Source organism: Qipengyuania sp. YIM B01966, from assembly GCF_016461955.1.
In the GTDB taxonomy this organism is placed as follows: Bacteria; Pseudomonadota; Alphaproteobacteria; order Sphingomonadales; family Sphingomonadaceae; genus QFOP01.
Genome location: NZ_JADMNM010000004.1, coordinates 129,161 through 152,795, shown reverse-complemented (window position 1 = coordinate 152,795; position 23,635 = coordinate 129,161). Strand labels below are relative to the sequence as shown.

Genomic DNA, 23,635 nt, shown 5'->3' with positions numbered 1-23,635 from the left:
AGCAAGGCGGCGGGAGTGATCCCGGCGCCTTTTTCGTATCTGCCGTCCGCGTGGCGAGCGGGGGGAGTGACAATCTAGGTTTTCCATCGCAACGGGCTTGCAGCCTTCACCGTGCCGGTTAGGCTGGCGGTGGAGAGGAATCATATGCACCCCATTCAGCACGCCAAGTCCCGCGCCGACCGGCCGGCGATCATCATGGCCGGCAGCGGCGAGACGGTGACTTACGCCCAGCTTGACGAGGCCGCCAACCGCGTCGCCCACCTGCTGCGCAGCCACGGCCTCAAACCCGGCGATGCCTTCGCCGTGCTGATGGAGAACAACGCCCGCTATTTCGAGATCGTCTGGGGCTCGCAGCGGGCGGGGACCATGCTGGTGCCGATCTCGACCCGGCTGACCCCGCCTGAAATCGCCTATATCCTGCGCGACAGCGAAGCGCGGCTGCTGCTCAGTTCGCAGCATTTCGCCGATACCGTCGCCCGGCTGCGCGCCGAAATGCCCGATCTGGCGGTGCTGATGTTGGGCAGTGGCGGTGCTGACGATTTGGCGACGGCGCTCGCCACGCAGCCCGACACCATGATAGCCGATGCGACTGCCGGCCTGTCGATGCTCTATTCCTCAGGCACGACCGGCCAGCCCAAGGGTATCCGACCCGCCCCGCCAGCCAGCCCCGAGGTTGAGGCGCCCGTCCCGCTGGCAGCGCTTGCCACTTATGGCGCCGGGATGCCGCCCGATGGCGAGATGGTCTATCTGTCGCCCGCCCCGCTCTATCACGCCGCCCCATTGGCCTGGTCGAGCATCGTCCACCGGCTTGGCGGCACGGTGGTGGTGATGGAGAAATTCGAGCCCGAGGCCGCGCTTGCCGCGATCGAGCGCTACCGCGTGACCGACAGTCAGTGGGTGCCGACCCATTTCATCCGCCTGCTTAAACTGCCGGACGATGTGCGCCAACGCTACGATCTGTCGTCCCACCGGCGCGCCATTCACGCCGCCGCGCCGTGCCCGGTGCCGGTCAAGCAAGCGATGATCGAATGGTGGGGGCCGATCATCCTCGAATATTATGCCGGCTCCGAAGGGATCGGCATGACCATGATCAACAGCGCCGAATGGCTGGCGCACCCAGGCTCGGTCGGCAAATCGATCTACGGCACGATCCATGTCGTCGGCCCTGATGGCGAGGAGCTGCCCGCCGGCCAGGACGGGCTGATCTATTTCGAGAACGACATTCTCCCCGCTTATCATAACGACCCTCAGAAGACCGCCGACGCGATGCATCCGCGCGGCTGGATGACGCTGGGCGATATCGGGCGGCTGGACGCAGACGGCTATCTGACGCTGACCGACCGCAAGAGCCACATGATCATTTCGGGCGGGGTCAACATCTACCCGCAGGAGATCGAGAACCTGCTGGTCACCCATCCCAAGGTGATGGATGCTGCGGTGATCGGCGCGCCCGATCCCGACATGGGCGAACAGGTGGTGGCGGTGATCCAGCCCGGCGACATGGCCGATACGGGCCCCGCGCTCGAGGCGGAATTGCGCGACTATCTTGCCGGGCAGCTCGCCAAGATCAAGCTGCCGCGTCTGATCGAGTTTCGCGACCAATTACCGCGCGAGGCGAATGGCAAACTCTACAAACGCGAATTGCGCGACGAATTCGCCGCCCGCGCGGCCGCCCACGAGGAGGTAGCCTGATGCGCCCGATGATCGCCGCCGCCGATGCCCGCCAGGTGATCGACCCCGCCGCCTATGCCGAATGGGACGGGCTGCTCGATACGTTCGACCGGCTCCGCGCCGAAACGCCGGTCGGCTGGGTGGAGGCGCCGTCAGGCCAGCATCCGCCGTTCTGGCTGCTCACCCGCTATGATGATGTGCTGACGGTGTCGAAGGACAATGCGACGTTCCTTAACAACCCGCAGACGGTGGTGTTCTCGCTCAATGACGGGATAGCCTTTGCCCAGCAGGTCACCGGTGGCAGCCCCCATCTGGTGGCCAGCCTCGTTACCTTCGATGCGCCGATCCACATGAAATACCGCAAGCTGACGCAGGAATGGTTCATGCCGAAGAACCTGCGCCAGCTGGAAGGGGAGCTGCGCGCGCTGGCGGGCAAGACGGTCGACCGCCTGATCGCCGAGGGCCCGGAAGCGGATTTCTGCAAGCTGGTCGCCGCGCCCTATCCGCTGCACGTGGTGATGCAGATCCTCGGCGTTCCGGAAGAGGACGAGCCGCGGATGCTGATGCTGACGCAGCAGATGTTTGGCGGGCAGGACGAGGACCTCAACCAGTCCGGCCTCAAGGATCTCCCGCCCGAGGCGATCACCCAGATTATCGTCGGCGCGGTCAAGGATTTCGAGGCTTATTTTGCCAGGCTGACGGCGCAGAAGCACGCGAACCCGACCGATGATGTCGCCAGCACCATCGCCATTGCGACGGTCGATGGGGAGCCGCTGAACGACCGCGACATGATGGGCTATTACATCATCGTTGCCGCTGCCGGGCACGACACGACCAGCGCCAGCACGGCCGGGGCGATGCTGGCGCTGGCGCGCGATCCCGAACAATGGGCGCGGGTGCGGGCCGATCGCTCGCTGCTGCCCGGCATCGTCGAGGAAGCGATCCGCTGGACCACCCCGGTCCAGCATTTCATGCGTACTGCCGCCCGCGATGTCGAACTGGGCGGCCAACAGATCGCGGCGGGGGACTGGCTGATGCTGAATTATGTCGCGGCCAATCACGATCCCGCGCAATTTGAGGAACCACGCCGATTCGATGCCGCCCGGGCCGACAATCGGCACCTCGCCTTTGGGGCCGGCGCGCACAAGTGCCTTGGCCTCCATCTCGCGCGGCTGGAAATGCGCGTCCTGTTCGAGACCTTGCTCGACCGGATCGAGACGATCGAACTGGCTGGCGAGCCCCGGCGCGCCAAATCGACTTTTGTCGGCGGATTGAAGACGCTGCCGATCCGCTTCACCGCCGCCTAGCGGGCGAGCAACCCTTCGGCGATGGCACGCACTTCGGCGCCCATGTCGGGCCGTTCGAGCGCCAGGGACAGCGTGGCTTCCACGAAGCCTGTCTTGCTGCCGCAATCGAACCGCCGGCCGGCAAAGGTGACCGCGTGGAACGGCTGCTGGCCGATCATCCGCGCCATCGCGTCGGTCAGCTGAATTTCGCCGCCGGCGCCCTTCTCCTGCCCTTCGAGCACACGCATCACCTCGGGCTGGAGGATATAGCGGCCCGACACGATCTTGTTCGAGGGCGCCTCGTTAACCGGCGGCTTCTCGACCAGCCCGCGCACCTCGGTCAGCGCGCCGCTGGCTGGGCCAGGGTCGATGACGCCGTAACTCGACACCTGTTCGCGCGGCACCTCGAGCACGCTGATCAGATTGCCGCCGACCTGGTCATAGGCCTCGACCATCTGCTTCAGACAACCGGGCTCACCGATCATCAGCTCGTCGGGCAGCAGGATCGCGAAGGGTTCATCGCCGATCACCGCGCGGGCGCACCAGATAGCATGGCCGAGGCCGAGCGGCACCTGCTGGCGCACGGTGATAAGATCGCCCGGCACGAACCGCGTCGGATCGAGCGCGGACAGGTCCTTGCCGCGTTCCTCCATCGTGGTTTCGAGTTCGAACGCGATGTCGAAATGATCGACGATGGCGGTCTTGCCGCGCCCGGTGACAAAGATCATCTGCTCGATCCCGGCCTCGCGCGCTTCGTCCACGGCATACTGGATCAGCGGACGATCGACGATCGGGAGCAATTCCTTCGGGATCGCCTTGGTCGCAGGCAGGAAGCGGGTGCCAAGTCCGGCGACAGGAAACACGGCTTTGCGGACGGGTCGATGGGATGTCATAGCGCTTGCCTATGAGCACCGGCACCATGCCGGTCAATTGAAAAAGCCTGTGTTACACAGGCGTTACAGCCGCCGCTTGCCGGACATGCGAATCGCGCTAAAGCCCGGCCATGGACAAGATTGTCATTCGCGGCGGCAACCGCCTGTCGGGCACCATTCCCATTTCCGGCGCGAAGAATTCGGCCCTTACGCTGATCCCCTGCGCGCTGCTGACCGAAGAGCCGTTGACGCTGCGCAATTTGCCGCGGCTGGCGGATATTGACGGGTTCCAGCACCTGATGACCCAGTTCGGCGTTTCGGCGTCGATTGCTGGCCACCGGCCGGAAGATTTCGGGCGAGTGGTGACCTTTCAGGCCCCGCGCCTGACCAGCACGGTCGCGCCCTATGATCTGGTCCGCAAGATGCGCGCCTCGATCCTCGTCCTCGGCCCGATGCTGGCGCGGGCGGGCGAGGCGACTGTTTCGCTCCCCGGCGGCTGTGCGATCGGCAACCGTCCGATCGACCTTCATCTGAAGGCGCTCGAAGCGTTCGGCGCCGAAATCGAGCTCGCCGCCGGCTATGTCCGCGCGGTGGCGCCCGATGGCGGCCTTCCGGGCGGCGACTTTGATTTCCCGGTCGTTTCGGTCGGCGCGACGGAGAACGCGCTGATGGCCGCCGTGCTCGCCAACGGCACCAGCCGGCTGTTCAACGCCGCGCGCGAGCCGGAAATCGTCGATCTGTGCAATCTGCTCGTCGCGATGGGCGCCCAGATCGAGGGCATCGGCACCAGCGACCTGACGATCCACGGTGTCAACCGGCTGACCGGCGCGACCTACAAGGTCATGCCCGACCGGATCGAGGCAGGGTCCTATGCCTGCGCCGCGGCGATTACCGGCGGCGAGGTGACTCTTGCGGGGGCCGTGGCGCGGGACATGAGCGCGACGCTCCATGCACTCCAGGCCATCGGGGTGACCTGCGAGGAGGTCGCCGGCGGCGTGCGGGTAGCGGCTAACGGACCGCTGAAGGCGGTCAATCTCTCGACCGCGCCCTATCCGGGCCTGGCCACTGATATGCAGGCGCAATTGATGGCGCTCCTGTGCCGGGCCGAAGGCACCAGCGTCCTCAACGAGACGATTTTCGAGAACCGTTACATGCACGTGCCCGAACTGGCGCGGATGGGGGCGCATATCGAAACGGCGGGGCGCACGGCGATCGTCCACGGGGTCGAGCGGTTGACCGGGGCCGAAGTGATGGCCACCGATCTACGCGCTTCAATGAGTCTGATCATTGCCGCGCTAGCGGCCGAGGGCGAAAGCGTGGTCCGGCGGATCTATCATCTTGACCGCGGCTATGAACGGCTGGAAGAAAAGCTCGCGCTGGTCGGCGCCGATATCGAACGGGTGAGCGACGAATAGCGGATTCTTTCGCCATCGCCGGACCCCGAGGGGCCGCTCTGCGTTGGGAGGGCGAAAGGAACTCAAAATGTCGATCCTGCGTCTCGCAACCCTTGGTGCGCTCGGCTATGCCGGCTACCGCTATCTCCAGAACAACCAGTCCAACGGCAAGGGTTTTGCCTATGCCGGCAAGGACCGCGACCATTTCGTCCGCGATGCCGGTGCCGAAGCCGTCGGTGACAAGCCGGGCAGCTGGGAAAAGCCCGATTTCGAAAGCGATCAGAGCTTCCCGGCGAGCGACCCGCCGACCAATTACTGACTGCTATCGCTTCGCTCCACCAGGCGAGCGAACAGATAAAGGCGCAGCGCCCCGGCAAGCCCCGGCGGCCGCTGCGCCTTCAGCCGTTCGGCATCAATCCGCGCGATCACCGCGCTGAGTGGAACGCCCTCCTCGCGCGCGGACTGATGCAGCGCTTCCCAAAATAGTGGCTCGAGACTGATCGAGGTCTTGTGCCCGGCAATCTCTACCGAATGCTTGACCGGCGGATGATAGCGCGCCGTCATGCCACACCCGAGTTTCTGGGGGTTGGCGCAGGCGCAACTGCGGCGATAGGCCTGGCACTGCGACCAGCGGGATCGATCAGCTCAGTGACAAGGAACGCGAGACGCTGCGGCTGATGCTGGCCGGGCACGATGCCAAATCGATCGCTGCGACGCTCGGCCTGTCGGTGCATACGATCAACGATCGGCTGCGTTCGGCCCGCCGCAAGACCGCCGCGCCAAGCGGCCGTGCGGCGGCACGTATGCTGCTCGCGCATGAAGGGGCCGCCACCCGCGAAAATCGTGCGGACCAGAAAATCGGGGTCCATCCCCCCAGCGCTGCCGCGCAGGAACCAGCGCCGTCGGCAGGCTTCTCGCTGCCGCGCACAGCTGGAGTATGGATCATGGGTTTGACTTTTATCGCCGGAGCGGCGCTGATGTTCATGCAGGCTGGCAGCGCCAATGACACGCCGACAGTGGAGCAACCGGCGGTCGACGCCGCCAAGGTGCAAGCGGCCCAGGAATGGCTGGCGCTGGTCGATGGGGGCCGCACAGACGAAGCGCGCGATGCCTCTCCGGCCATCCCCGCCGCCAACAGCGCGGCGCAGTTCGCAGCTGCGATTGCCGGTGCGCGCACCCCGCTGGGCGCCGTACAGGACCGGGAGGTCACCAAAATCCGCTCGGTCCCGGCGCCGCCCAATGGCTATGAAATGGTAGTGTTCCGCACCAGCTTCGCCCACCGCGCCGGCGCGGTAGAGACGGTCACACTCGAACGCGGCGCGCAGGGCGGCCAGGTCGCCGGCTATTATATCTACTGACCTGTCCGGGCTCACCGGTCCGGCCCCAGCATGTTCTCGGGCCGGACCAACCGGTCGTACTGGGCCTCGTCCACCTTGCCGCTGGCGAGCGCCGCCTCGCGTAAAGACAGCCCCGCCTCGTGCGCGTGCTTGGCGATGGCGGCGGCGGCATCATAGCCGATCGCCGGGGCGAGCGCGGTGACCAGCATCAGCGAATTGGCGAGGCCGCGGGCGATATTGCCCTCGCGCGGGGCGAGCCCAACGAGCAGGTGCCGCGTGAAGCTGTCCACCGCGCCCGCCAGCAGCCGCACCGACTGTAGAAAGGCGTAGCCCATCACCGGGCGATAGGTGTTGAGCTCGAACTGGCCCTGACTGCCGGCAAAACCGATCGTCGCCTGATTGCCGAACACCTGCGCGCAAACCTGCGTCAGCGCCTCGACCTGGGTCGGATTGACCTTGCCCGGCATGATCGATGAGCCCGGCTCGTTGGCGGGCAGCGCCAGTTCGCCAAGGCCAGAGCGCGGGCCGGAGCCGAGCAGGCGGATGTCGCTGGCAATCTTGTACAGTCCGCCCGCCAGCGCGGCCAGTGCGCCATGGGCGAAGACCAACGCATCATCGGCGGCAAGCGCTTCGAACCGGTTGGGCGCGCTGGTGAACGGGAAGCCGGTTAGCGCGGCAATCTCGGCCGCGACCGCCGCGCCGAAACCTGTCGGCGCGTTCAGCCCGGTGCCGACCGCGGTGCCCCCCTGCGCCAGCGCGAACAGCCCCGGGAGCGTCAGTTCGATCCGCGCGATGCCCGCTTCGACCTGCGCAGCATAACCCGAAAATTCCTGCCCCAGCGTCAGCGGGGTCGCGTCCTGCGTGTGCGTGCGGCCGATCTTGATGATGTGATCCCACGCCTGCGCCTTGGCCGCGAGGTCAGCGTGCATCGCCCGCAAGGCCGGCAGCAGGTCGCGGGTCAGCGCGGTGGCAGCGGCGATGTGTACCGCACTGGGGAAGGTGTCGTTCGACGACTGGCTGGCATTGACATGGTCATTGGGGTGGACCGGCTGTTTGGCTGCCGGATCGCCGCCGAGCGCCCGGTTGGCGCGGTGTGCGATCACCTCATTGGCGTTCATGTTGCTCTGCGTGCCCGAGCCGGTCTGCCACACCACCAGCGGAAATTCCGCGTCGAGCGCGCCGGAGGCGACCTCGCCGGCGGCATACGCGATTGCTTCTGCCAGAGCCGGATCGAGCACCCCCATGCGGGCATTGACCCGCGCGGCGGCCTGTTTGACGAGGCCGAGCGCGTGGACGATCTCGCGCGGCATCAATTCGGTGCCGATGCGGAAATTCTCGCGGCTGCGCTGGGTCTGCGCGCCCCACATCCGCTCGGCGGGGACGGCCACTTCGCCCATCGTGTCGCGTTCGATCCGCGTTTCCATCCCTTTACCCTCGCACTCGTCAGGGTGACAAAGGCGACACCTGTGTCACCCTGATCCGAAATCAGAAAAATCAGTAATAACAATCATCTGAACCCGTTGCTGGACGGGCGACAGCCGGCAGCCCCAAGGGCGCGGCCCGCCAATCCAACACGATCCAACAGGCGCGCGCTGCCATGCTAGCCGCGCGCTGCGCTGTAGGACACGGGCCATCAATACATATGCTGGCCGCCATTGATACTCATCGTCGAGCCGGTCACGAAACCGGCATCTTCCGAACACAGGAAGGCGACGCCGCGGGCGATTTCATCGGCCTGACCGAGCCGGCCGACGGGAATCTTGGCGACGATCTTCTCCAGCACCGGAGGCGGCACCGCGGCGACCATGTCGGTATCGATATAGCCCGGCGCGATGGCGTTGACGGTGACGCCCGCCTTGGCCCCTTCCTGCGCCAGCGCCTTGGTGAAGCCATGAATGCCGGACTTCGCCGCAGCGTAGTTCACCTGACCGTATTGCCCGGCCTGCCCGTTGATCGAACCGATATTGACGATCCGCCCCCAGCCCCGCTCGCGCATTCCGGGAAAGCACGCCTTGGCCATGTTGAAGCAGCCGCCCAGATTGATCCGCATCACCTCGTGCCAATCGTCATAGCTCATCTTGTGCAGCGTGCCGTCCCGGGTGATGCCGGCATTGTTGACCACCACGTCGATCGGCCCGACCTCGTCCGCCACGCGCGCGCAGCCATTGAGGCACGATTGATGGTCGCCCACATCCCACTTGTAGGTCGCGATGCCGGTTTCGTCGCTGAACGCCCGCGCGGCATCATCGTTGCCGGCGTAATTGGCGACCACGGTGAAGCCGGAATCGCGCAGCCTTTCGCAGATGGCGCGCCCGATTCCGCGGGTTCCCCCGGTGACGATTGCAACGCGGGCCATGATCCTCTCCTTTGTGTCTCCCGCCGGAGAGGATTATGCCGCCGCCATCGCTTGGCAACAAAAAACCCCGCCGAAGCGGGGCCTGTCGCGGCTTTTCCGTAACGTCCGGCCGGATCGGGAGGTCAGAAGCGGAACTGCGTCCCGACATAGACAGCCTGATTGTCCGCCGCCGCGTCGGTCAGCGGAGCGAGCCGGTCACGGTCCTGCGAAACGCGAACCCCGGCGGTGACGTCGAGATTGCGGGTCACGCGGTACGCGCCGCCGACATCCATCGTCGGTTCGCCAGCACCTTGCAGCGTGCGCGGCGCACGGCCCACTTCCCGCACATCTTCGATCGCAATGCGCGGCTGGAGCCGGCTCGGCCGGTCTTCGGTGCTGGGCGCCAGGCGGGCAAGATCAGGCAGCTTGGCATCGTTCACGCCGGCAAGCGTAACAGGCCGCCGGGCAAAGCTGTTATAGCCGCGTGCGGCGCCGAGATTGTAGCGCGTGGGGGCAATCGCCACGGCCGGTTCGGCACCAGTGGCGGCCATGCGTGCGCCCGTGCCCGGAAGGGTGGCCAGCGTGCGGCCGGCATTGCGGACCGCAATCGCCTGCGCCGTGGCGCGATCCACCCGGACCGCCACAGTCACCGATTCGTCGCGCCGCGTCACGCCGCCTGACGGGGTAAAGCGCATCGTCTGACCCTTGGCCGCGAGATCGCGGGCGACCCGCGCGGCGAGGCCGGGATCGACATTGGCCGGGGTAAAGGTCGCCAGGCCCTTGCCGCTGACAAAGGATTTGCCGAGCGCCGGCAACGCGGCATTGGCCCCCGGAGCGACCAGCAACGCCAGTGCGGCCGCCGACAGCATCAGCGGCGCGGCAGCGCGCAATCCGGTGCTGAAACGGGGCCTGGACATCGGGTCTTTAAGCTCCTCAACCTGCAAACGGAGACTTTCGAGGGATGCGACTCCGCATAAATCCGTTGCTTCAACGGGCAGAATAGGACTCGTTTCCCGGATTTCAAAACCTTTCGCGTCGCTTTGGCGCTCCTGGTTCTGACTGTTGCACACACCCCACAATTGGACCGGTACAAGGCCCATGCGCGCGTGGCGCTTGCCGCCCCCGCGTGGGCAGGTATAGAGACGGTAACCCGTTTCTGACAGGACGAACATGACCGGTTTTGCCCCCTCGTTTCGCCGTATCGCGCTGCTCGGCGCACCTGCCGTCGCCGCGCTGGCGCTCACGGCTTGCGCCGGTGGCCGCGATCTGCCGCGTGCCGACCTTGCCGCCAGCAATGTGACGACCATCGGGGTCAATTCCTATCTCTGGCGCGCCGCGCTCGAAACGGTCAGTTTCGCGCAGATCACCCAGGCCGACAGCGCCGGCGGGGTGATCGTCACCGACTGGTATGCCAATCCGCGCAATCCGGGCGAACGGGTCAAGCTGACGGTCACCATCCTCGACCAGGATTTGCGCGCCGATGCGATTCGGGTCGCCGCCGGCCGGCAGGTCGCGCAGAACGGGATGTGGGTCGATGCGCCGGTGCAGGCGGCGACCGTCCAGCGGCTCGAGGATATCATCCTGACCAAGGCGCGCCAGCTTCGCCGCGAAGCCGTGGCCGGCTAAGCCGCACACAGCGAAGGCCCGATTGCCATGACCGCGCCAGAGCGCTTCGATCCCGCCATTTCTGACGGCAAGTGGCAGCGCGTCTGGGACGAGGCGCAGATATTCCGCGCCGACAGCGCCAGCGCCAAGCCCAAGAGCTACGTGCTCGAGATGTTCCCTTACCCCTCCGGGCGCATCCATATCGGCCATGTCCGCAATTACACGATGGGCGACGTGCTCGCCCGCTACAAGCGGATGCGCGGCTTCGAGGTGCTGCACCCGATGGGGTGGGATGCCTTTGGGATGCCGGCGGAAAACGCGGCGATGGAAAAGGGCGTCCACCCCGGCAGCTGGACCCGCGACAATATCGCCAACATGAAGGCGCAGTTGCAGCGGATCGGCTTCGCGCTCGACTGGAGCCGCGAACTGGCCACGTGCGAGCCCGAATATTACGGCCACGAACAGGCGCTGTTCCTCGGCCTCTATGCCGCCGGTCTCGTCTATCGCAAGGAGAGCGAGGTCAATTGGGACCCGGTCGACCAGACCGTGCTGGCCAATGAACAGGTAATCGACGGGCGCGGCTGGCGTTCGGGCGCGCTGGTCGAGAAGCGCAAGCTGGCGCAGTGGTTCCTCAAGATTACCGACTTTGCCGAGGAACTGCTCGACGGTCTCGCCAGCCTCGACCAATGGCCCGACAAGGTCCGGCTGATGCAGGAAAACTGGATCGGCAAGAGCCAGGGGCTCGAATTCAGCTTCGCCCTGTCGAACGGCGAGCGGCTGGCGGTCTATTCTACCCGGCCCGACACGATCTTTGGGGCCAGCTTCGTCGCCGTCGCGCCTGACCACCCCGTGGCACAGGGCGTGGCGATGACCAATTGCGAGGCGGCCAAATTCATCGACCGCTGCAAGCAGGGCGGCACCACCGCGGCCGAGCTGGAAACCGCCGAAAAGCTCGGCTTCGATACCGGCATTGGCGCGGTGCATCCGTTCACCGGCGTGCAGCTGCCGGTGTTCATCGCCAATTTCGTGCTCATGGAATATGGCACCGGCGCGGTGATGGGCGTGCCCGGCCACGATCAGCGCGACTATGATTTCGCCAGCAAATACGGCCTGCCGATCCCGCGCGTGGTCGCCCCTTCCGTCGATGACGCGGGCCTGCCGCTGGCGGGCGAGGCCGAGCCGGGCGACGGCGTGCTGGTCAATTCGGATTTCCTTGACGGGATGGACGTGCCGCTCGCCATTCGCGCGGTAATCGACCGGGCCGAGGCGGAAGGCTGGGGCCACGGCAAGACCGTCTGGCGGCTGCGCGATTGGGGCGTGTCGCGCCAACGCTATTGGGGGACACCGATCCCGTTCATTCATTGCGATGACTGCGGAATCGTGCCGGTGCCCAAGGGCCAGCTGCCCGTGGTGCTGCCCGAGGATGTCGACTTCTCCGCGCCGGGCAATCCGCTCGAACGGCACCCGACCTGGCAGCGCACCACCTGCCCCCAATGCGGCGCAGCCGCCCGGCGCGAGACCGACACGCTCGACACCTTCGTCGATTCCTCGTGGTATTTCCTGCGCTTTGCCAGCCAGCCGGCAGATAAACCGTTCGACCGCGAGGAACTGGCCAAGTGGCTGCCGGTCGAACAATATATTGGCGGGATCGAGCACGCGATCCTGCACCTCCTCTACGCCCGCTTCTGGACCCGCGCGCTCAACCGCATCGGGCTGATCGATGTGGCCGAACCTTTCGCCAGCCTGTTCACGCAAGGGATGGTGACGCACGAGACCTATCAGGCGGGTGATGGCAGCTGGCTGTCGCCTGACGAGGTTCGCCGCGAGGGGGCGGATTGGGTGGAGGTCGCCAATGGCGCGCCCGTCACCACCGGCCGCGTGGTCAAGATGTCGAAGTCGAAGAAGAATGTCGTCGACCCCGACACGATCATCGCCCGCCACGGGGCGGATGCGGTGCGCTGGTTCATGTTGTCGGACAGCCCGCCCGAGCGCGATCTGCCGTGGAGCGAGGCGGGCATCGAAGGGTGCAGCCGCTTCGTCCAGCGCCTGTGGCGGCTGTTTGCCGCGCCGCTGTCGGGCTCGGGCGACCAGGACGCCGCTCTCGAGCGCAAGACCCATCAGACCATCGCCGCGGTCGCCGCCGATATCGAGGCGCTGTCGTTCAACAAGGCGGTGGCGCGGATTTACGAACTCGCCGGGTCGACCGAAAAGGCCGCGCCATCGGCCAGCCGCGATGCGGCGGTGCGGACGCTGATCCTGCTGGTCGCGCCGATGATGCCGCATCTCGCCGAAGAGGCCTGGGCCCGCCGGGGCGAGCGCGGTCTGGTCGCCGAAGCCGTCTGGCCCGAGGTCGATCCGGCGCTGCTGGTCGAGGACCAGGTGACTATCGCGGTGCAGATCAAGGGCAAGCTGCGCGAAACGCTGACAGCCCCCAAGGGCCTGCCGCAGGCCGAGCTGGAGGCGCTTGCGCTGGCCAGCGACAAGGTGCAGCGTAGCCTCGATGGCGCGGAAATTCGCAAGGTGATCGTGATTCCCGACCGGCTGGTCAACATCGTCGCATGACGCGTGCTGCGCCCCTCGCTGCGCTGCTGCTGGCACTCGGGAGCACTGCGCTGGGGGGCTGCGGGCTGCAACCGCTTTACGCCTCGGGCCGGGCCAATCCGGTCGCCGGCGAGCTGGCGCAGGTGCGGGTCTCGGCGATACCGGGTCGCGGCGGCTGGCTGGTCCGCAATGCGCTCAATGATCGCCTGTCTTTCACCCGCGGCGGTGCGGCGATCGACGAAGGCAGCGCGCGTTACCGGCTCGATGTGCGGCTGGACGACCAGTTGCAGGGCCTCGGCCTGCTTAGCGACGACACAACCGGGCGCGAACGGCGGACCTTGCGGGCGCGATATCAGCTGGTTGACCTCGCCACCGGGGCGATCGTGATTGACGCGACTGACGGCACCGATGCCGGGATCGACGTCGTGTCGAGCGAATATGCCACCATCGCTGCCGAAGAGCGCGCGCTGGAAAATCTCGCGCAGGATCTGGCCCAGCGGATTGTGACCCGCCTGTCGCTGCGCCTGCGCGCACAGCCGTGAAGGCCAGCCAAAAGGATTTCGCCGCCGCCGCCCCGCGCGCGGTGCGCGACTGCCGGATCTTCTATTTCTGCGGCCCGGACGAGGGCGGGGCGTCGGTTGCTGCGGCAAGGATCGCGGCCATGCTGCCCGACGCGGGCGAGCGAGTGGAGCTGTCGGGGGCTGACCTTAGGCGCGATCAGGTGGCGTTGGCCGACGAGGCGCGCTCGACCTCGCTGTTTGCCGGGGCGCGACACCTGTGGGTCCGCACGCAGGGTGATGAAAGCGCGGCCGCCGTCGAAAACCTCGTCGGCCAGATCGACGCCGGCGAAGGCGGGATATGCCCGGTGCTGATCATTGCCACCGCCGCAACCGACAAATCGCGCATCGCCAAGCTGCTCGAAAAACGCGGCGATGCGCTGGTGGCGATGTTCTATCCCCCCGACCTGGGCCAGGTGACCGGAGCAGTGCGGACCATGGCCGACAAGGCGGGCATCCGCCTCAATGGCGACCTTGCCGAAAGGCTGGCGCGCGCCGCCGGGCTCGACGTGCGGCTCGCTCAGTCCGAGGTGGACAAGCTGGCGCTGTATCTCGGCGCGGCGCCCGCAGCGCCCGTCACCGCCACGCCCGAGGCATTCGAGGCTATCTGCGCCCGCACCGAGGATGACGGCTTCGCCCCGCTGGTCAACGCCGTGCTGTCGGGCGATACTGCCCGGCTGCCGGCCGAATTGCGAAGGATGCGGGAAATGTCGATGAGCCCGGTCGCGGTACTGCTGGCGATCGAGCGGCGCGCAGCGCAATTGGCCGGGCTGGCCACGCGTCTGGGGCCGGCGGGCAATGTCGAGCGGTTCGTCGAGGCCGAAAGCAAGGCGCGGCGCATTTTCTGGAAGGACCGGCGCGACATCACCGTGCAATTGCAGCGTTGGCGCGGCGCGCGGATCGGACGGCTTAACGCGCGGCTGCTTGCGCTGCATCAGGCTTTGCTGGCGTCCAGCAATCCGGGCGAGACGCTGCTGGCGCAGGAAATCACCCAGATCGCCCGCTTCGCCGCGACCGCCGCCCGCCCGCGCCGCTGAACCGGGGATGCGGCGGCGCATAAGGGTTTATCCCTATGCGCGGGGGCGATAGGCTCCCGCTGACGTGAACGCCCCTGCCGGTAACCTGCTCAAGCTCGACAAGCCGCTCGCCCCGTCGCGCGAACGGTTCCGGCTGCGGCTCTATCTCGCGCTCATGCTGATCGACGCAGCCGCGCTTTATGCCGGCTTTGCGGTAATCGGGTGGTTGTCCGGCGGGCGCGGGGTCGCCCTGCTCCCCGCGCATCTGCTGGTTCCGCTGTATTGGACGATCGCGCTCCCCCGGGCGGTCTATGCCCAGCGCGCGCTCGAACATCTTGGGGCGGCGATCGGCCGAGCGCTGCTGGCGCTGGCGCTGGCGACGGGACTGTTGCTGTTCATCGCCTTCGTGCTGCTCGGCAGCGAGCCGTTTGCCGGGGCTCGGTTCGGCGCTGCCATTGTGCTGAGCGCGCTGATCATGACAGCTGGCCGCGCCGCTGCCGTGCGCTGGGTGCAGCGTCGGGCGAGCGGGCAGGTGACCAATATCCTGCTGATCGATGCGGGCGGCCCGGCGGTCAGCATTCCGGGTGCGTTCGCCCTCAACGCGGCGGAGGCCGGGCTGTCGGCGGTGCCTGACGATCCGGCCGCGCTCGATCGGCTGGGTCGGGCGCTGGCGAATATGGACCGGGTGGTTGTCACCTGCGAGCAGGCGGCCCGCCCCGACTGGGCGCAGGTGCTGCGCGCGGCCGGTGTGCGCGGCGAACTGGTGTCCGGCCCGCTTGCCGCGCTTCAACCCGTCGGTCTTGCGCGCTATGGCGAGGTCGTATCGCTGGTCGTTTCGACCGGGCCGCTGGGCTTGCGCGCGCGGGCGGCCAAGCGCGCCTTTGATCTCATCTTAGCTGGCGGCGCGCTGGTTTTGCTCAGCCCGCTTCTGCTGTTGGTTGCGCTGGCGATCCGGCTCGAAGACGGCGGTCCGGCGCTGTTCGTTCAGCGGCGAATGGGGCGGCATAACCGGCTGTTCCGGATGCTCAAGTTTCGCACCATGCGCAGCGAGGCGGCGGATGGCGAAGGGCAGCGCTCGGCGGGCCGCAGCGATGGGCGCGTCACCCGCGTCGGCCGGTTTCTGCGCCGCACCAGCCTGGACGAGTTGCCGCAATTGCTGAACGTGCTGGGCGGGTCGATGAGCCTGGTCGGCCCGCGCCCCCATGCGTTGGGCTCACAGGCGGGCAAGCGTCTGTTCTGGGAGGTGGACCCGCTCTATTGGCGCCGCCACCGGCTTAGGCCGGGGATGACGGGCCTCGCGCAGGTCCGCGGCTGGCGCGGCACAACCGAGACCGAACACGATTTGACCCAGCGCCTCGCCGCCGATCTCGAATATATCGAGACCTGGTCGCTCTGGCGCGACGCGCTGATCCTCGCGCGGACGCTGCTGGTGATGACGCACCGGAATGCGTATTGACGCGTTGCGTGCAGAACTCAGCCGACCTGAAACCGGATTGTGCCCAGATAGAGTGCGCGGACGGGCTTGCCAGAAGCGTCAATCGCGGGATGGAAGCGGGCCCGCCTGCTCAGCGCGTTGCACGCCACCTCACTGAACTCGGCATCCGTCAGCGAGCGGGGGATGTGACAACTCGATACTGAGCCGTCGATTTCGACGCTCAGGCGGAATTTGAGCAACCCTCCGATGCCGCGCTGGATTGCGCTGGGTGGGTAATCATCCGGCGTAACCCAGCGTCCGGGGTTGCCAATCGGTTCTGGGCCCTGCCGGAGCGCGAGTTGCTGCTCCGGGTCGAAGCCCCAGCTTTGCACCAGATTTTCCCCGCACGTATCAAGCGCGGCAAGGACCCGGTCCATCGGCCCGGTAACGAGCGTACTGGCGTGTTCGCCGATTCGCGGCCCGCCTTCGAAGGTGAGACTCGTGACCGTGCGCGCAAAGGCGCGCTGCTCGGTCCGATAGGCGCGCCATGCTGCAGCCCTGTCCAAAGCCGGGTCCGCTTGCGCCTCGAAGGGGCGGTCCAGCAAACTGGTGCTCAACTGGACGGTCCGCATCCCACTATCGGCCTGACCATAGAAGAAGTTGGTGTGTGTTGTGCTCTTGGCCGGATCCCATCGCGTCGTATAGGACTGCCTTCGGACATCGATCTCCGGGCTGCTTAACAACATTTCGTATGTCGATGATGGGCCCGCCTGAACGAGTTGCAGCGAAATGCGGCGTTCGCCCTGAGCAAACACGGCGATGAGGCGGCAAAAATCCGCATCATAGTCGACCACCCACGGCCCGACCCGTGTGTACGGCGCGGGGGGATTGTCTGCGGCCTGGGCAAGCGTGCTTTGCGCCATAAGGCTGCCGGCCATCCCGGCGATCACGATTGCATTCAGCGGCTTGCGCATCGTTCCCATCCCCTCAACCTGCCTCGAGAGTACAAGAAAGGGCCGGCGTCGGGAAGCCCCGCCGCCGGCCTGCAGCCTTACAATTGCCCGAAAGATCAGAGCTTTTCGGTCAGTTCCGGAACCAGCTTATAGAGATCGCCGACGAGGCCGATATCGGCGACCTGGAAGATCGGGGCGTCCTCGTCCTTGTTGATGGCGATGATGGTCTTGGAATCCTTCATCCCCGCAAGGTGCTGGATGGCGCCGGAAATGCCGACCGCGATATAGACTTCCGGGGCGACGATCTTGCCCGTCTGGCCGACCTGGTAATCGTTGGGGACATAGCCCGCATCGACCGCCGCACGGCTGGCGCCGACGCCGGCACCCAGCTTGTCGGCCAGCGGGATGATGATCTGCTGGAAGGTGTCGGCATCCTTGAGCGCGCGACCGCCCGAAACGATCACCTTGGCGCTGGTCAGTTCGGGCCGTTCGCTCTTGGCAATTTCCTGTCCGACGAACTGCGCGGTGCCGGCATTGCCCGCCCCGCTCACCGCCTCGACCGTGCCGCTGCCACCCTCGCGCGCGGCCTTGTCGAAGGCGGTGCCGCGCACGGTCAGGACCAGCTTGGGATCGCTCGATTCGACCGTGGCGATGGCGTTGCCGGCATAGATCGGGCGGGTGAAGGTCCGCTCACCTTCGACCGACAGCACTTCGGAAATCTGCATCACGTCGAGCAACGCGGCGACGCGCGGGGCGATGTTCTTGCCGGTGGTGGTGGCGGGCGCGACGAAGGCATCGTGATGGCCCATCAGCTCGGCCACCAGCGGTGCGACATTTTCCGGCAGCGCGTGATCATACGCTGCATCGTCTGCCAGATGGACCTTGCTGACGCCGGCGATCTTCGCGGCTTCGTCGGCAACGCCTGCGGCATTGTGCCCGGCCACCAGCAGGTGCACTTCGCCGAGCTTTGCAGCGGCGGTGACGGCGCTCAGCGTCGCATCCTTGATGCTGCTATTGTCGTGTTCGACCCAGACGAGAGTTTTCATATCCACTGTCCTTTTCGCTCAGGCGCCGCTCAGGCGATCCCCAGCGCCTTCATCTTGGCGACGAGTTCGTCGACATCGGCAACCTTGATCCCGGCCTGCCGAACCGGCGGTTCGGCGACGTGCAGCGTCTTCAACCGGGGCGTGGTGTCCACACCGTAATCGGCCGGGCTCTTGGTCTCGAGCGGCTTCTGCTTGGCCTTCATGATGTTGGGGAGGCTAGCATAGCGCGGTTCGTTGAGGCGGAGGTCGGTGGTGACGATCGCCGGGAGGGCCAGCTTCACGGTTTCGAGCCCGCCATCAACCTCGCGCTTGACCGTCACGTGATCGCCGTCGATTTCGACCGTATTGGCAAAGGTGCCCTGCGGCCGGCCCATCAGCGCAGCGAGCATCTGGCCGGTCTGGTTGGAATCATCGTCAATCGCCTGCTTGCCCAGCAGCACCAGGCCAGGCTGTTCGGCATCGGCAATCGCCTTCAAAATCTTGGCCACCGCCAGCGGCTCCAGCGCCGAGGCGCCTTCTTCGCCGGTATCGACCAGGATCGCCCGGTCGGCGCCCATGGCGAGCGCAGTGCGCAGCGTTTCCTGCGCCTTGGCCGGGCCGATGCTGACCGCGACGATCTCGGTCGCGTGGCCCTTTTCCTTGAGCCGGATCGCCTCTTCGACGGCGATTTCGTCGAACGGGTTCATGCTCATCTTGACGTTGGCAAGATCGACACCCGAGCCGTCGGCCTTGACCCGGGGCTTCACATTGTAATCGATCACCCGCTTGACGGGGACGAGGATCTTCATGTCTCGCGCTCCTTTGCTCTGCGCAGCGTCTATCTAACCTTTACGTAAGCGTCAACCAGCCCTCAGGCGGCCTGCTTCACCTCGGCGACGATCTTGCGGGCGGCGTCGCCCAGATCGTCGGCCGGCACGATGGCGAGGCCGGAGTTGGCAAGGATCTCCTTGCCTTTCTCGACATTGGTCCCTTCGAGCCGGACGACCAGCGGCACCGAGAGGTTCACCTCCTTGGCCGCGGCGACGATCCCGTCGGCGATGATGTCGCACTTCATGATGCCGCCGAAGATATTGACCAGAATTCCCTCGACCGCCGGGTCGGACAGGATGATCTTGAACGCTTCGGTGACCTTTTCCTTCGAAGCGCCGCCGCCGACATCGAGGAAGTTTGCCGGGAAGGCGCCGTTCAGCTTGATGATATCCATCGTCGCCATGGCGAGGCCCGCGCCATTGACCATGCAGCCGATATTCCCGTCTAGCTTGATGTAGGCGAGGTCGTACTTGCTCGCCTCGACCTCGGCCGGGTCTTCCTCGGTCTCGTCGCGCAGCGCCTCGATCTCGGGGTGGCGATAGAGCGCGTTCGAATCGAAGCTCATCTTGGCGTCGAGAACCATCAGCTTGCCTTCGGTTTCAGCGAGCGGGTTGATTTCGATCATCGAACAGTCGAGCGCGACGAAGGCGTCATAAAGCTGCTTGCCGAGCTTCTGCGCCTGCTTGTTGAGGTCGCCTGTCAGCTTGAGACCGAAGGCGAGCGCGCGGCCGTGATGCGGCATGAAGCCCTGTGCCGGGTCGATGGTTATGGTGGTGATCTTTTCGGGCGTGTCGTGCGCCACGTCCTCGATGCTCATCCCGCCTTCGGTGCTGGCGATCATCGCGATCCAGCCGGTCGCCCGGTCAACCACCAGCGACAGGTAGTATTCCTTGCCGATATCGACCCCGTCAGTGATGTAGAGGCGGTTGACCTGCTTGCCGGCATCGCCCGTCTGGATCGTGACGAGCGTATTGCCGAGCATCTCGCGGGCATTGGCCTCGACCTCTTCGATCGTCCTGGCCAGCCGCACGCCGCCCTTGGCCTCGGGCCCAAGTTCCGTGAACTTGCCCTTGCCGCGCCCGCCGGCATGGATCTGCGCCTTCACCACGTACAGCGGCCCGGGCAGCTGGCGGGCGGCCTCGACTGCTTCCTCGACCGTCAGCGCGGCGTGGCCCGCGGGGACGGGGATACCGTGCTGCGCCAGCAATTCCTTGGCCTGATATTCGTGAATGTTCATCGCGCGCGCTCTTTTCACCTTGCTGCGTGGGGAGTCGCCCCGGCCTTTGCATAGGACGCCGCGCTTGAAAAGTGCCGCGTGGAGGGCCACCACGCGCCCGCCATGATCGACCGCCAGCGCCTGATGGAGATTGCCCGCGAGGCCGGGCGGATTGCGTATGATCAATGGCCCGGTGCAGGCCATGCGCCCGAAGTGTGGGAGAAGAGCCCCGGCAACCCGGTGTGTGCCGCCGATCTCGCAGTCGATGGCTTCCTGCGCCGCGAATTGGGGGCGCTGCTTCCGGCGGCGGGCTGGCTGTCGGAGGAAACCGCTGACGATCCGGCGCGGCTGGGGAGGGATCTCATCTGGCTGGTCGATCCGATCGACGGGACGCGCGATTTCATCCGTGGCCGACCAGGCTGGGCGGTGTCGGTGGCGCTGATCAGCAATAACCGGCCGCTGATCGGTATCCTGGTGGCACCCGCGCGGGGCGAGGAATGGGTCGGTATATCGGGGCAGGGCGCGGAGCGTAACGGGACGCAGCTTGCCGTTAAGGAGCGCACGCTGTTTGCCGGTGCGCGCGTCCCCGCCGATTCGCTCGCCCGTGAGGACCGCGATCTGGCGCTGGTCGCCAAGCCCAATTCGATCGCGCTGCGGATCGCCATGGTCGCCGCCGGCGCCGCCGATCTGGTGGCGACGGTGCGCTGGGGGTTTGAATGGGACATCGCCGCCGCCGCGCTGATCGCGCGCGAGGCAGGCGCAGCAGTAACCGATGCGTTCGGCCGCCCGCTCAATTACAACAAACGCGACCCGCGCGCGTTCGGCCTGCTGGTCAGCGCGCCGGGCATTCACGCCGCCGCGGTCGAGCATCTCGCGGCCCGCGCGGCGCGCTTGAGCCGATAGCGCCACGCAAAAAGGCCGGGGCGAATGGCCCCGGCCTCTCTCCGCGGGATTGGGCGGAAGGTTTGCGTAATGCAGCCGATTAGCGGGCGGCGTTCACGTCCGCCTGCGTGATCGGCGTGATGACGATTTCGACGCGGCGGTTGAGCGGTTCGGCAACATTGTCGCCGGTGCGCACGCGCAGCTGCGTTTCACCATAACCCTGCCAGCGGATACGCGTGCGGTTGACGCCCTGATTCGACAGATAGTCGGCGACGGCCTGAGCGCGCTGTTCCGACAGGCGCTGGTTCGACGTGGCCGAACCGACCGTATCGGTGTGACCATAAACGTCAACCAAGCTGCTGGGGTATTGCTGCAGGCTCTGCGCGACCTGGTTCAGCGTAGTCTGGAAGGTCGGGCTGATCGAATACGAACCCGTCCCGAAGGTCACGCCGTCGGGCAGGTTGACCAGGATCGCCTGACCGTTGTTGATTTCGGTGACATCAACGCCCGAACCAGCGGTGGTTTCACGCAGTTCACGAATCTGCTGGTCCATCCGGTAACCGACCACTCCACCGGCCACGCCGCCAAGGCCCGCGCCGATAATCCGCGCAGTCTTGCCGCCGATGACGCCGCCCAGCAAATAGCCAAGTGCGGTGCCGCCTGCGCCGCCAATGGCCGCACGGGAAATCTTCTGTTCGCCGGTATTCGGGTCGGTCACGCACGCCGAAACGCCCAGCAGCGACACGGCTGCGAGGCTGGCGGTAAACATCCGGGATTTCTTCATCGCTTGGTCCCTTTTCCTTGTTATCTTAGTTATCTTAGCGAGGACCACCCCGCCGCTGTGAATACGCCCACGCGCGCCTTGACCCGCCAAACCCTCTTCCCGGCGTTTATGTTCCCGCTCCGGGTGGATCAGCGAATGCTGGCACCAAACGGCTTTTGTGCTAGCGCGGCATGGTGACACCGTTTCCCTGGACCGACCTTGCCATCATCGCCGGGCTCATCGTGCTGAATGGCGTCTTTGCCATGTCGGAACTGGCCATCGTATCGGCGCGGACCGCGCATTTGCGGACCGCCGCCGATGACGGCAGCACCGGTGCACAGACCGCGCTCGAACTGGCGGCCGATCCGGGCAAATTCCTGTCGACCGTGCAGATCGGCATCACGCTGGTCGGCATCATCGCCGGCGCCTATTCGGGTGCCAGCCTCGGCGGCCCGGTAGGCGAGCGGCTGGCCGCAGCCGGCGTGCCGGCGGCCTATGCCCCGCAAGTCGGCTTTGCGGTGGTGATCGGCCTCACCACCTATTTCAGCCTGGTGGTGGGCGAACTGGTGCCCAAGCAGGTCGCGCTGCGGGCCGCGCTGCCGATCGCCACAGTCATGTCGCGCCCGATGGCACTGATCGCCCGGGTGGCCGCGCCCCTCGTGTGGTTGCTCGACAAAAGCTCGGCCCTTTTGATCCGGCTCCTCGGTATCGGCGGCGGCGGCGAGCCCGCGGTGACCGCCGAAGAGCTCCAGATGATCTTTGCCGACGCGACCCGGTCGGGCGTGATCGAGCACGAACAGCACGCGATCCTTGCGGGCGTGGTGCGCCTCGCCGAACGACCTGTGCGTAGCCTGATGACCCCGCGCCCCGAGATCGACTGGATCGATATCGGGGCCAATGAATTCGCCATTCGCGAAACCATCGAACAGAGCCCACATTCGCTGCTGCCCGTGGCCGATGGTTCGCCCGACAAGGTCGTCGGCGTGGTCAAGGTGCGCGAAGTGCTGGCCGAGCTGGTGACGGGCCGCAAGATCGACTTTGCCCGGCTGATGCGCAAGCCCGCGATCATCCCCGACCAGCTCGATGCGATGGACGCGCTGCGCATCCTCCAGGCGTCCGACGTGGCGATGGCCATGGTTCACGACGAATATGGCCATCTCGACGGGATCGTTACCCCGGCCGACCTATTGACCGCACTGGTCGGCGATTTTGTCTCGGATCAGGATCAGGGCGAACTGCCATCAATCGTCGAGCGCGAGGACGGATCGCTGCTGATTTCAGGCGCGGTGCCGGTCGATGTGCTGGCCGAGCGGCTGGGCCTCGATTTTCCCGAAGGACACGAATTTGCCACCGCCGCCGGCTACGCGCTGTGGGTGGTCAAAAAACTTCCCGAAGAAGGCGAAAGCTTCGTCGATCAGAACTGGCGGTTCGAGGTCGTCGACATGGACGGCCGCAAGATCGACAAGCTGCTGGTCAGCCGGATCATCCCGCAGGACTGACCCGGCCCGCCAGTCTCAAACAGGGCTGGCTCAGGACGGAATAACCGCCTGCGCCGCGCCACCATCGCCTTCGGGCGCGGCGAGGATGTCGCGCGTCACCCGCCCTTTGGCGACGGTATGCGTATCGGGATCGCCCACGGTCGAGCGGATCGACGGGGCCACCGTCCCGGCGCGTTCGAGCAGGCTGGTTTCAACCTGGCTGCGCGGCGCGGGGCCGCCAAACAGCGCCTCGAGCGCCTGATCGGCGGCGGTGCCTTCGGCCGGGCGCGGGGCGCCGGGGGCGGGCGGGGCGAGGTTGAAATCGGGCGGCACCACCAGCGGCGCCTGGCGCTGGACGGCAAATTCGTCAGGCGCGTTGCGGTTGAACAGGCCGCCGCTGGCACAGCCGCCAAGCAGCGCGGTGCCAAGGATCAGGGCGGGAAGGGTCTTACGCATCTA

Annotated in this window: 23 protein-coding genes; 12 read left to right on the top strand and 11 right to left on the bottom strand. The window is 66.3% G+C overall.

The genetic code is table 11. The features are described from left to right. Positions 1-144: 144 nt before the first annotated feature. A complete protein-coding gene (locus ILT46_RS06940) occupies positions 145-1,692 on the top strand; it encodes an acyl-CoA synthetase (RefSeq protein WP_199503899.1) in 1,548 nt (515 codons plus the stop codon). Then, a complete protein-coding gene (locus tag ILT46_RS06935) occupies positions 1,692-2,978 on the top strand; it encodes a cytochrome P450 (protein ID WP_199503898.1) in 1,287 nt (428 codons plus the stop codon). Before ILT46_RS06940 ends, ILT46_RS06935 begins: the two co-directional genes overlap by 1 nt. On the opposite strand, the gene galU is transcribed toward ILT46_RS06935, so the two are convergent. Then, on the bottom strand, positions 2,975-3,850 hold the full coding sequence (gene galU, locus ILT46_RS06930) for a UTP--glucose-1-phosphate uridylyltransferase GalU (RefSeq protein ID WP_199503897.1): 876 nt from the start codon (positions 3,848-3,850) through the stop codon (positions 2,975-2,977). The genes ILT46_RS06935 and galU overlap by 4 nt on opposite strands. A gap of 110 nt (positions 3,851-3,960) precedes the next feature. Here galU and murA point away from each other — a divergent pair, with 110 nt between their 5' ends. Next, positions 3,961-5,244 (top strand): UDP-N-acetylglucosamine 1-carboxyvinyltransferase, encoded by a 1,284-nt coding sequence (gene murA, locus ILT46_RS06925; RefSeq protein WP_199503896.1) that lies wholly within the window; start codon positions 3,961-3,963, stop codon positions 5,242-5,244. Positions 5,245-5,311: 67 nt separating this feature from the next. Continuing rightward, positions 5,312-5,542, top strand: a complete 231-nt coding sequence (locus ILT46_RS06920) for a hypothetical protein (protein WP_199503895.1) — start codon at positions 5,312-5,314, stop codon at positions 5,540-5,542. On the opposite strand, the gene ILT46_RS06915 is transcribed toward ILT46_RS06920, so the two are convergent. Beyond that, positions 5,536-5,787: a ribbon-helix-helix domain-containing protein gene (locus ILT46_RS06915; RefSeq protein WP_199503894.1), complete on the bottom strand. Its 252-nt coding sequence runs from the start codon at positions 5,785-5,787 to the stop codon at positions 5,536-5,538. The two genes, ILT46_RS06920 and ILT46_RS06915, sit on opposite strands and share 7 nt — an antisense overlap. Before the next feature lie 71 nt (positions 5,788-5,858). Here ILT46_RS06915 and ILT46_RS12385 point away from each other — a divergent pair, with 71 nt between their 5' ends. Then, complete coding sequence (locus tag ILT46_RS12385; protein ID WP_370592374.1) at positions 5,859-6,581, top strand: helix-turn-helix domain-containing protein; 723 nt, start codon at positions 5,859-5,861, stop codon at positions 6,579-6,581. Between the two features lie 11 nt (positions 6,582-6,592). Here ILT46_RS12385 and fumC read toward each other — a convergent pair whose 3' ends face one another. The 3 genes from fumC to ILT46_RS06895 form a co-directional block, all read right to left on the bottom strand. Next, positions 6,593-7,984 (bottom strand): class II fumarate hydratase, encoded by a 1,392-nt coding sequence (gene fumC, locus ILT46_RS06905; protein WP_199503892.1) that lies wholly within the window; start codon positions 7,982-7,984, stop codon positions 6,593-6,595. Positions 7,985-8,193: 209 nt separating this feature from the next. Continuing rightward, complete coding sequence (gene phbB, locus ILT46_RS06900; RefSeq protein ID WP_199503891.1) at positions 8,194-8,916, bottom strand: acetoacetyl-CoA reductase; 723 nt, start codon at positions 8,914-8,916, stop codon at positions 8,194-8,196. Between the two features lie 122 nt (positions 8,917-9,038). Further along, on the bottom strand, positions 9,039-9,812 hold the full coding sequence (locus tag ILT46_RS06895) for a hypothetical protein (RefSeq protein ID WP_233397068.1): 774 nt from the start codon (positions 9,810-9,812) through the stop codon (positions 9,039-9,041). 253 nt (positions 9,813-10,065) lie between these two features. Here ILT46_RS06895 and ILT46_RS06890 point away from each other — a divergent pair, with 253 nt between their 5' ends. The 5 genes from ILT46_RS06890 to ILT46_RS06870 all read left to right on the top strand — a co-directional run bounded on the left by ILT46_RS06890 (position 10,066) and on the right by ILT46_RS06870 (position 16,070). Next, a complete protein-coding gene (locus ILT46_RS06890) occupies positions 10,066-10,521 on the top strand; it encodes a DUF3576 domain-containing protein (protein WP_199503890.1) in 456 nt (151 codons plus the stop codon). A gap of 27 nt (positions 10,522-10,548) precedes the next feature. Then, positions 10,549-13,062 carry a leucine--tRNA ligase gene (gene leuS, locus ILT46_RS06885; protein WP_199503889.1) on the top strand — a complete coding sequence of 838 codons (2,514 nt, stop codon included), beginning with the start codon at positions 10,549-10,551 and terminating at the stop codon, positions 13,060-13,062. After that, entirely contained in the window at positions 13,059-13,583 is a 525-nt protein-coding gene (gene lptE, locus ILT46_RS06880) for an LPS assembly lipoprotein LptE (protein WP_199503888.1), read from the top strand. Before leuS ends, lptE begins: the two co-directional genes overlap by 4 nt. After that, positions 13,580-14,635 (top strand): DNA polymerase III subunit delta, encoded by a 1,056-nt coding sequence (gene holA / locus ILT46_RS06875; protein WP_199503887.1) that lies wholly within the window; start codon positions 13,580-13,582, stop codon positions 14,633-14,635. The genes lptE and holA overlap by 4 nt, the downstream gene beginning before the upstream one ends. 64 nt (positions 14,636-14,699) lie before the next feature. Further along, entirely contained in the window at positions 14,700-16,070 is a 1,371-nt protein-coding gene (locus ILT46_RS06870; protein WP_370592368.1) for a sugar transferase, read from the top strand. Positions 16,071-16,087: 17 nt separating this feature from the next. On the opposite strand, the gene ILT46_RS06865 is transcribed toward ILT46_RS06870, so the two are convergent. From ILT46_RS06865 to sucC, 4 genes are all read right to left on the bottom strand, one after another. After that, positions 16,088-17,002: an energy transducer TonB gene (locus ILT46_RS06865; protein WP_199503886.1), complete on the bottom strand. Its 915-nt coding sequence runs from the start codon at positions 17,000-17,002 to the stop codon at positions 16,088-16,090. Positions 17,003-17,097: 95 nt separating this feature from the next. Continuing rightward, positions 17,098-18,027, bottom strand: a complete 930-nt coding sequence (locus ILT46_RS06860) for an electron transfer flavoprotein subunit alpha/FixB family protein (protein ID WP_199503885.1) — start codon at positions 18,025-18,027, stop codon at positions 17,098-17,100. Positions 18,028-18,056: 29 nt separating this feature from the next. After that, positions 18,057-18,815: an electron transfer flavoprotein subunit beta/FixA family protein gene (locus ILT46_RS06855; RefSeq protein WP_199503884.1), complete on the bottom strand. Its 759-nt coding sequence runs from the start codon at positions 18,813-18,815 to the stop codon at positions 18,057-18,059. 62 nt (positions 18,816-18,877) lie between these two features. Further along, entirely contained in the window at positions 18,878-20,257 is a 1,380-nt protein-coding gene (gene sucC, locus ILT46_RS06850) for an ADP-forming succinate--CoA ligase subunit beta (RefSeq protein WP_255528359.1), read from the bottom strand. Here sucC and ILT46_RS06845 point away from each other — a divergent pair. Beyond that, positions 20,177-20,956 (top strand): 3'(2'),5'-bisphosphate nucleotidase CysQ, encoded by a 780-nt coding sequence (locus ILT46_RS06845; protein ID WP_199503882.1) that lies wholly within the window; start codon positions 20,177-20,179, stop codon positions 20,954-20,956. The two genes, sucC and ILT46_RS06845, sit on opposite strands and share 81 nt — an antisense overlap. Before the next feature lie 79 nt (positions 20,957-21,035). On the opposite strand, the gene ILT46_RS06840 is transcribed toward ILT46_RS06845, so the two are convergent. Beyond that, on the bottom strand, positions 21,036-21,719 hold the full coding sequence (locus ILT46_RS06840; protein WP_199503881.1) for an OmpA family protein: 684 nt from the start codon (positions 21,717-21,719) through the stop codon (positions 21,036-21,038). A 173-nt stretch (positions 21,720-21,892) separates the two neighbouring features. Here ILT46_RS06840 and ILT46_RS06835 point away from each other — a divergent pair, with 173 nt between their 5' ends. Continuing rightward, positions 21,893-23,197: a hemolysin family protein gene (locus ILT46_RS06835; RefSeq protein WP_199503880.1), complete on the top strand. Its 1,305-nt coding sequence runs from the start codon at positions 21,893-21,895 to the stop codon at positions 23,195-23,197. 30 nt (positions 23,198-23,227) lie between these two features. On the opposite strand, the gene ILT46_RS06830 is transcribed toward ILT46_RS06835, so the two are convergent. After that, positions 23,228-23,632 carry a DUF3035 domain-containing protein gene (locus ILT46_RS06830; RefSeq protein ID WP_199503879.1) on the bottom strand — a complete coding sequence of 135 codons (405 nt, stop codon included), beginning with the start codon at positions 23,630-23,632 and terminating at the stop codon, positions 23,228-23,230. Between the last annotated feature and the right edge of the window lie 3 nt (positions 23,633-23,635).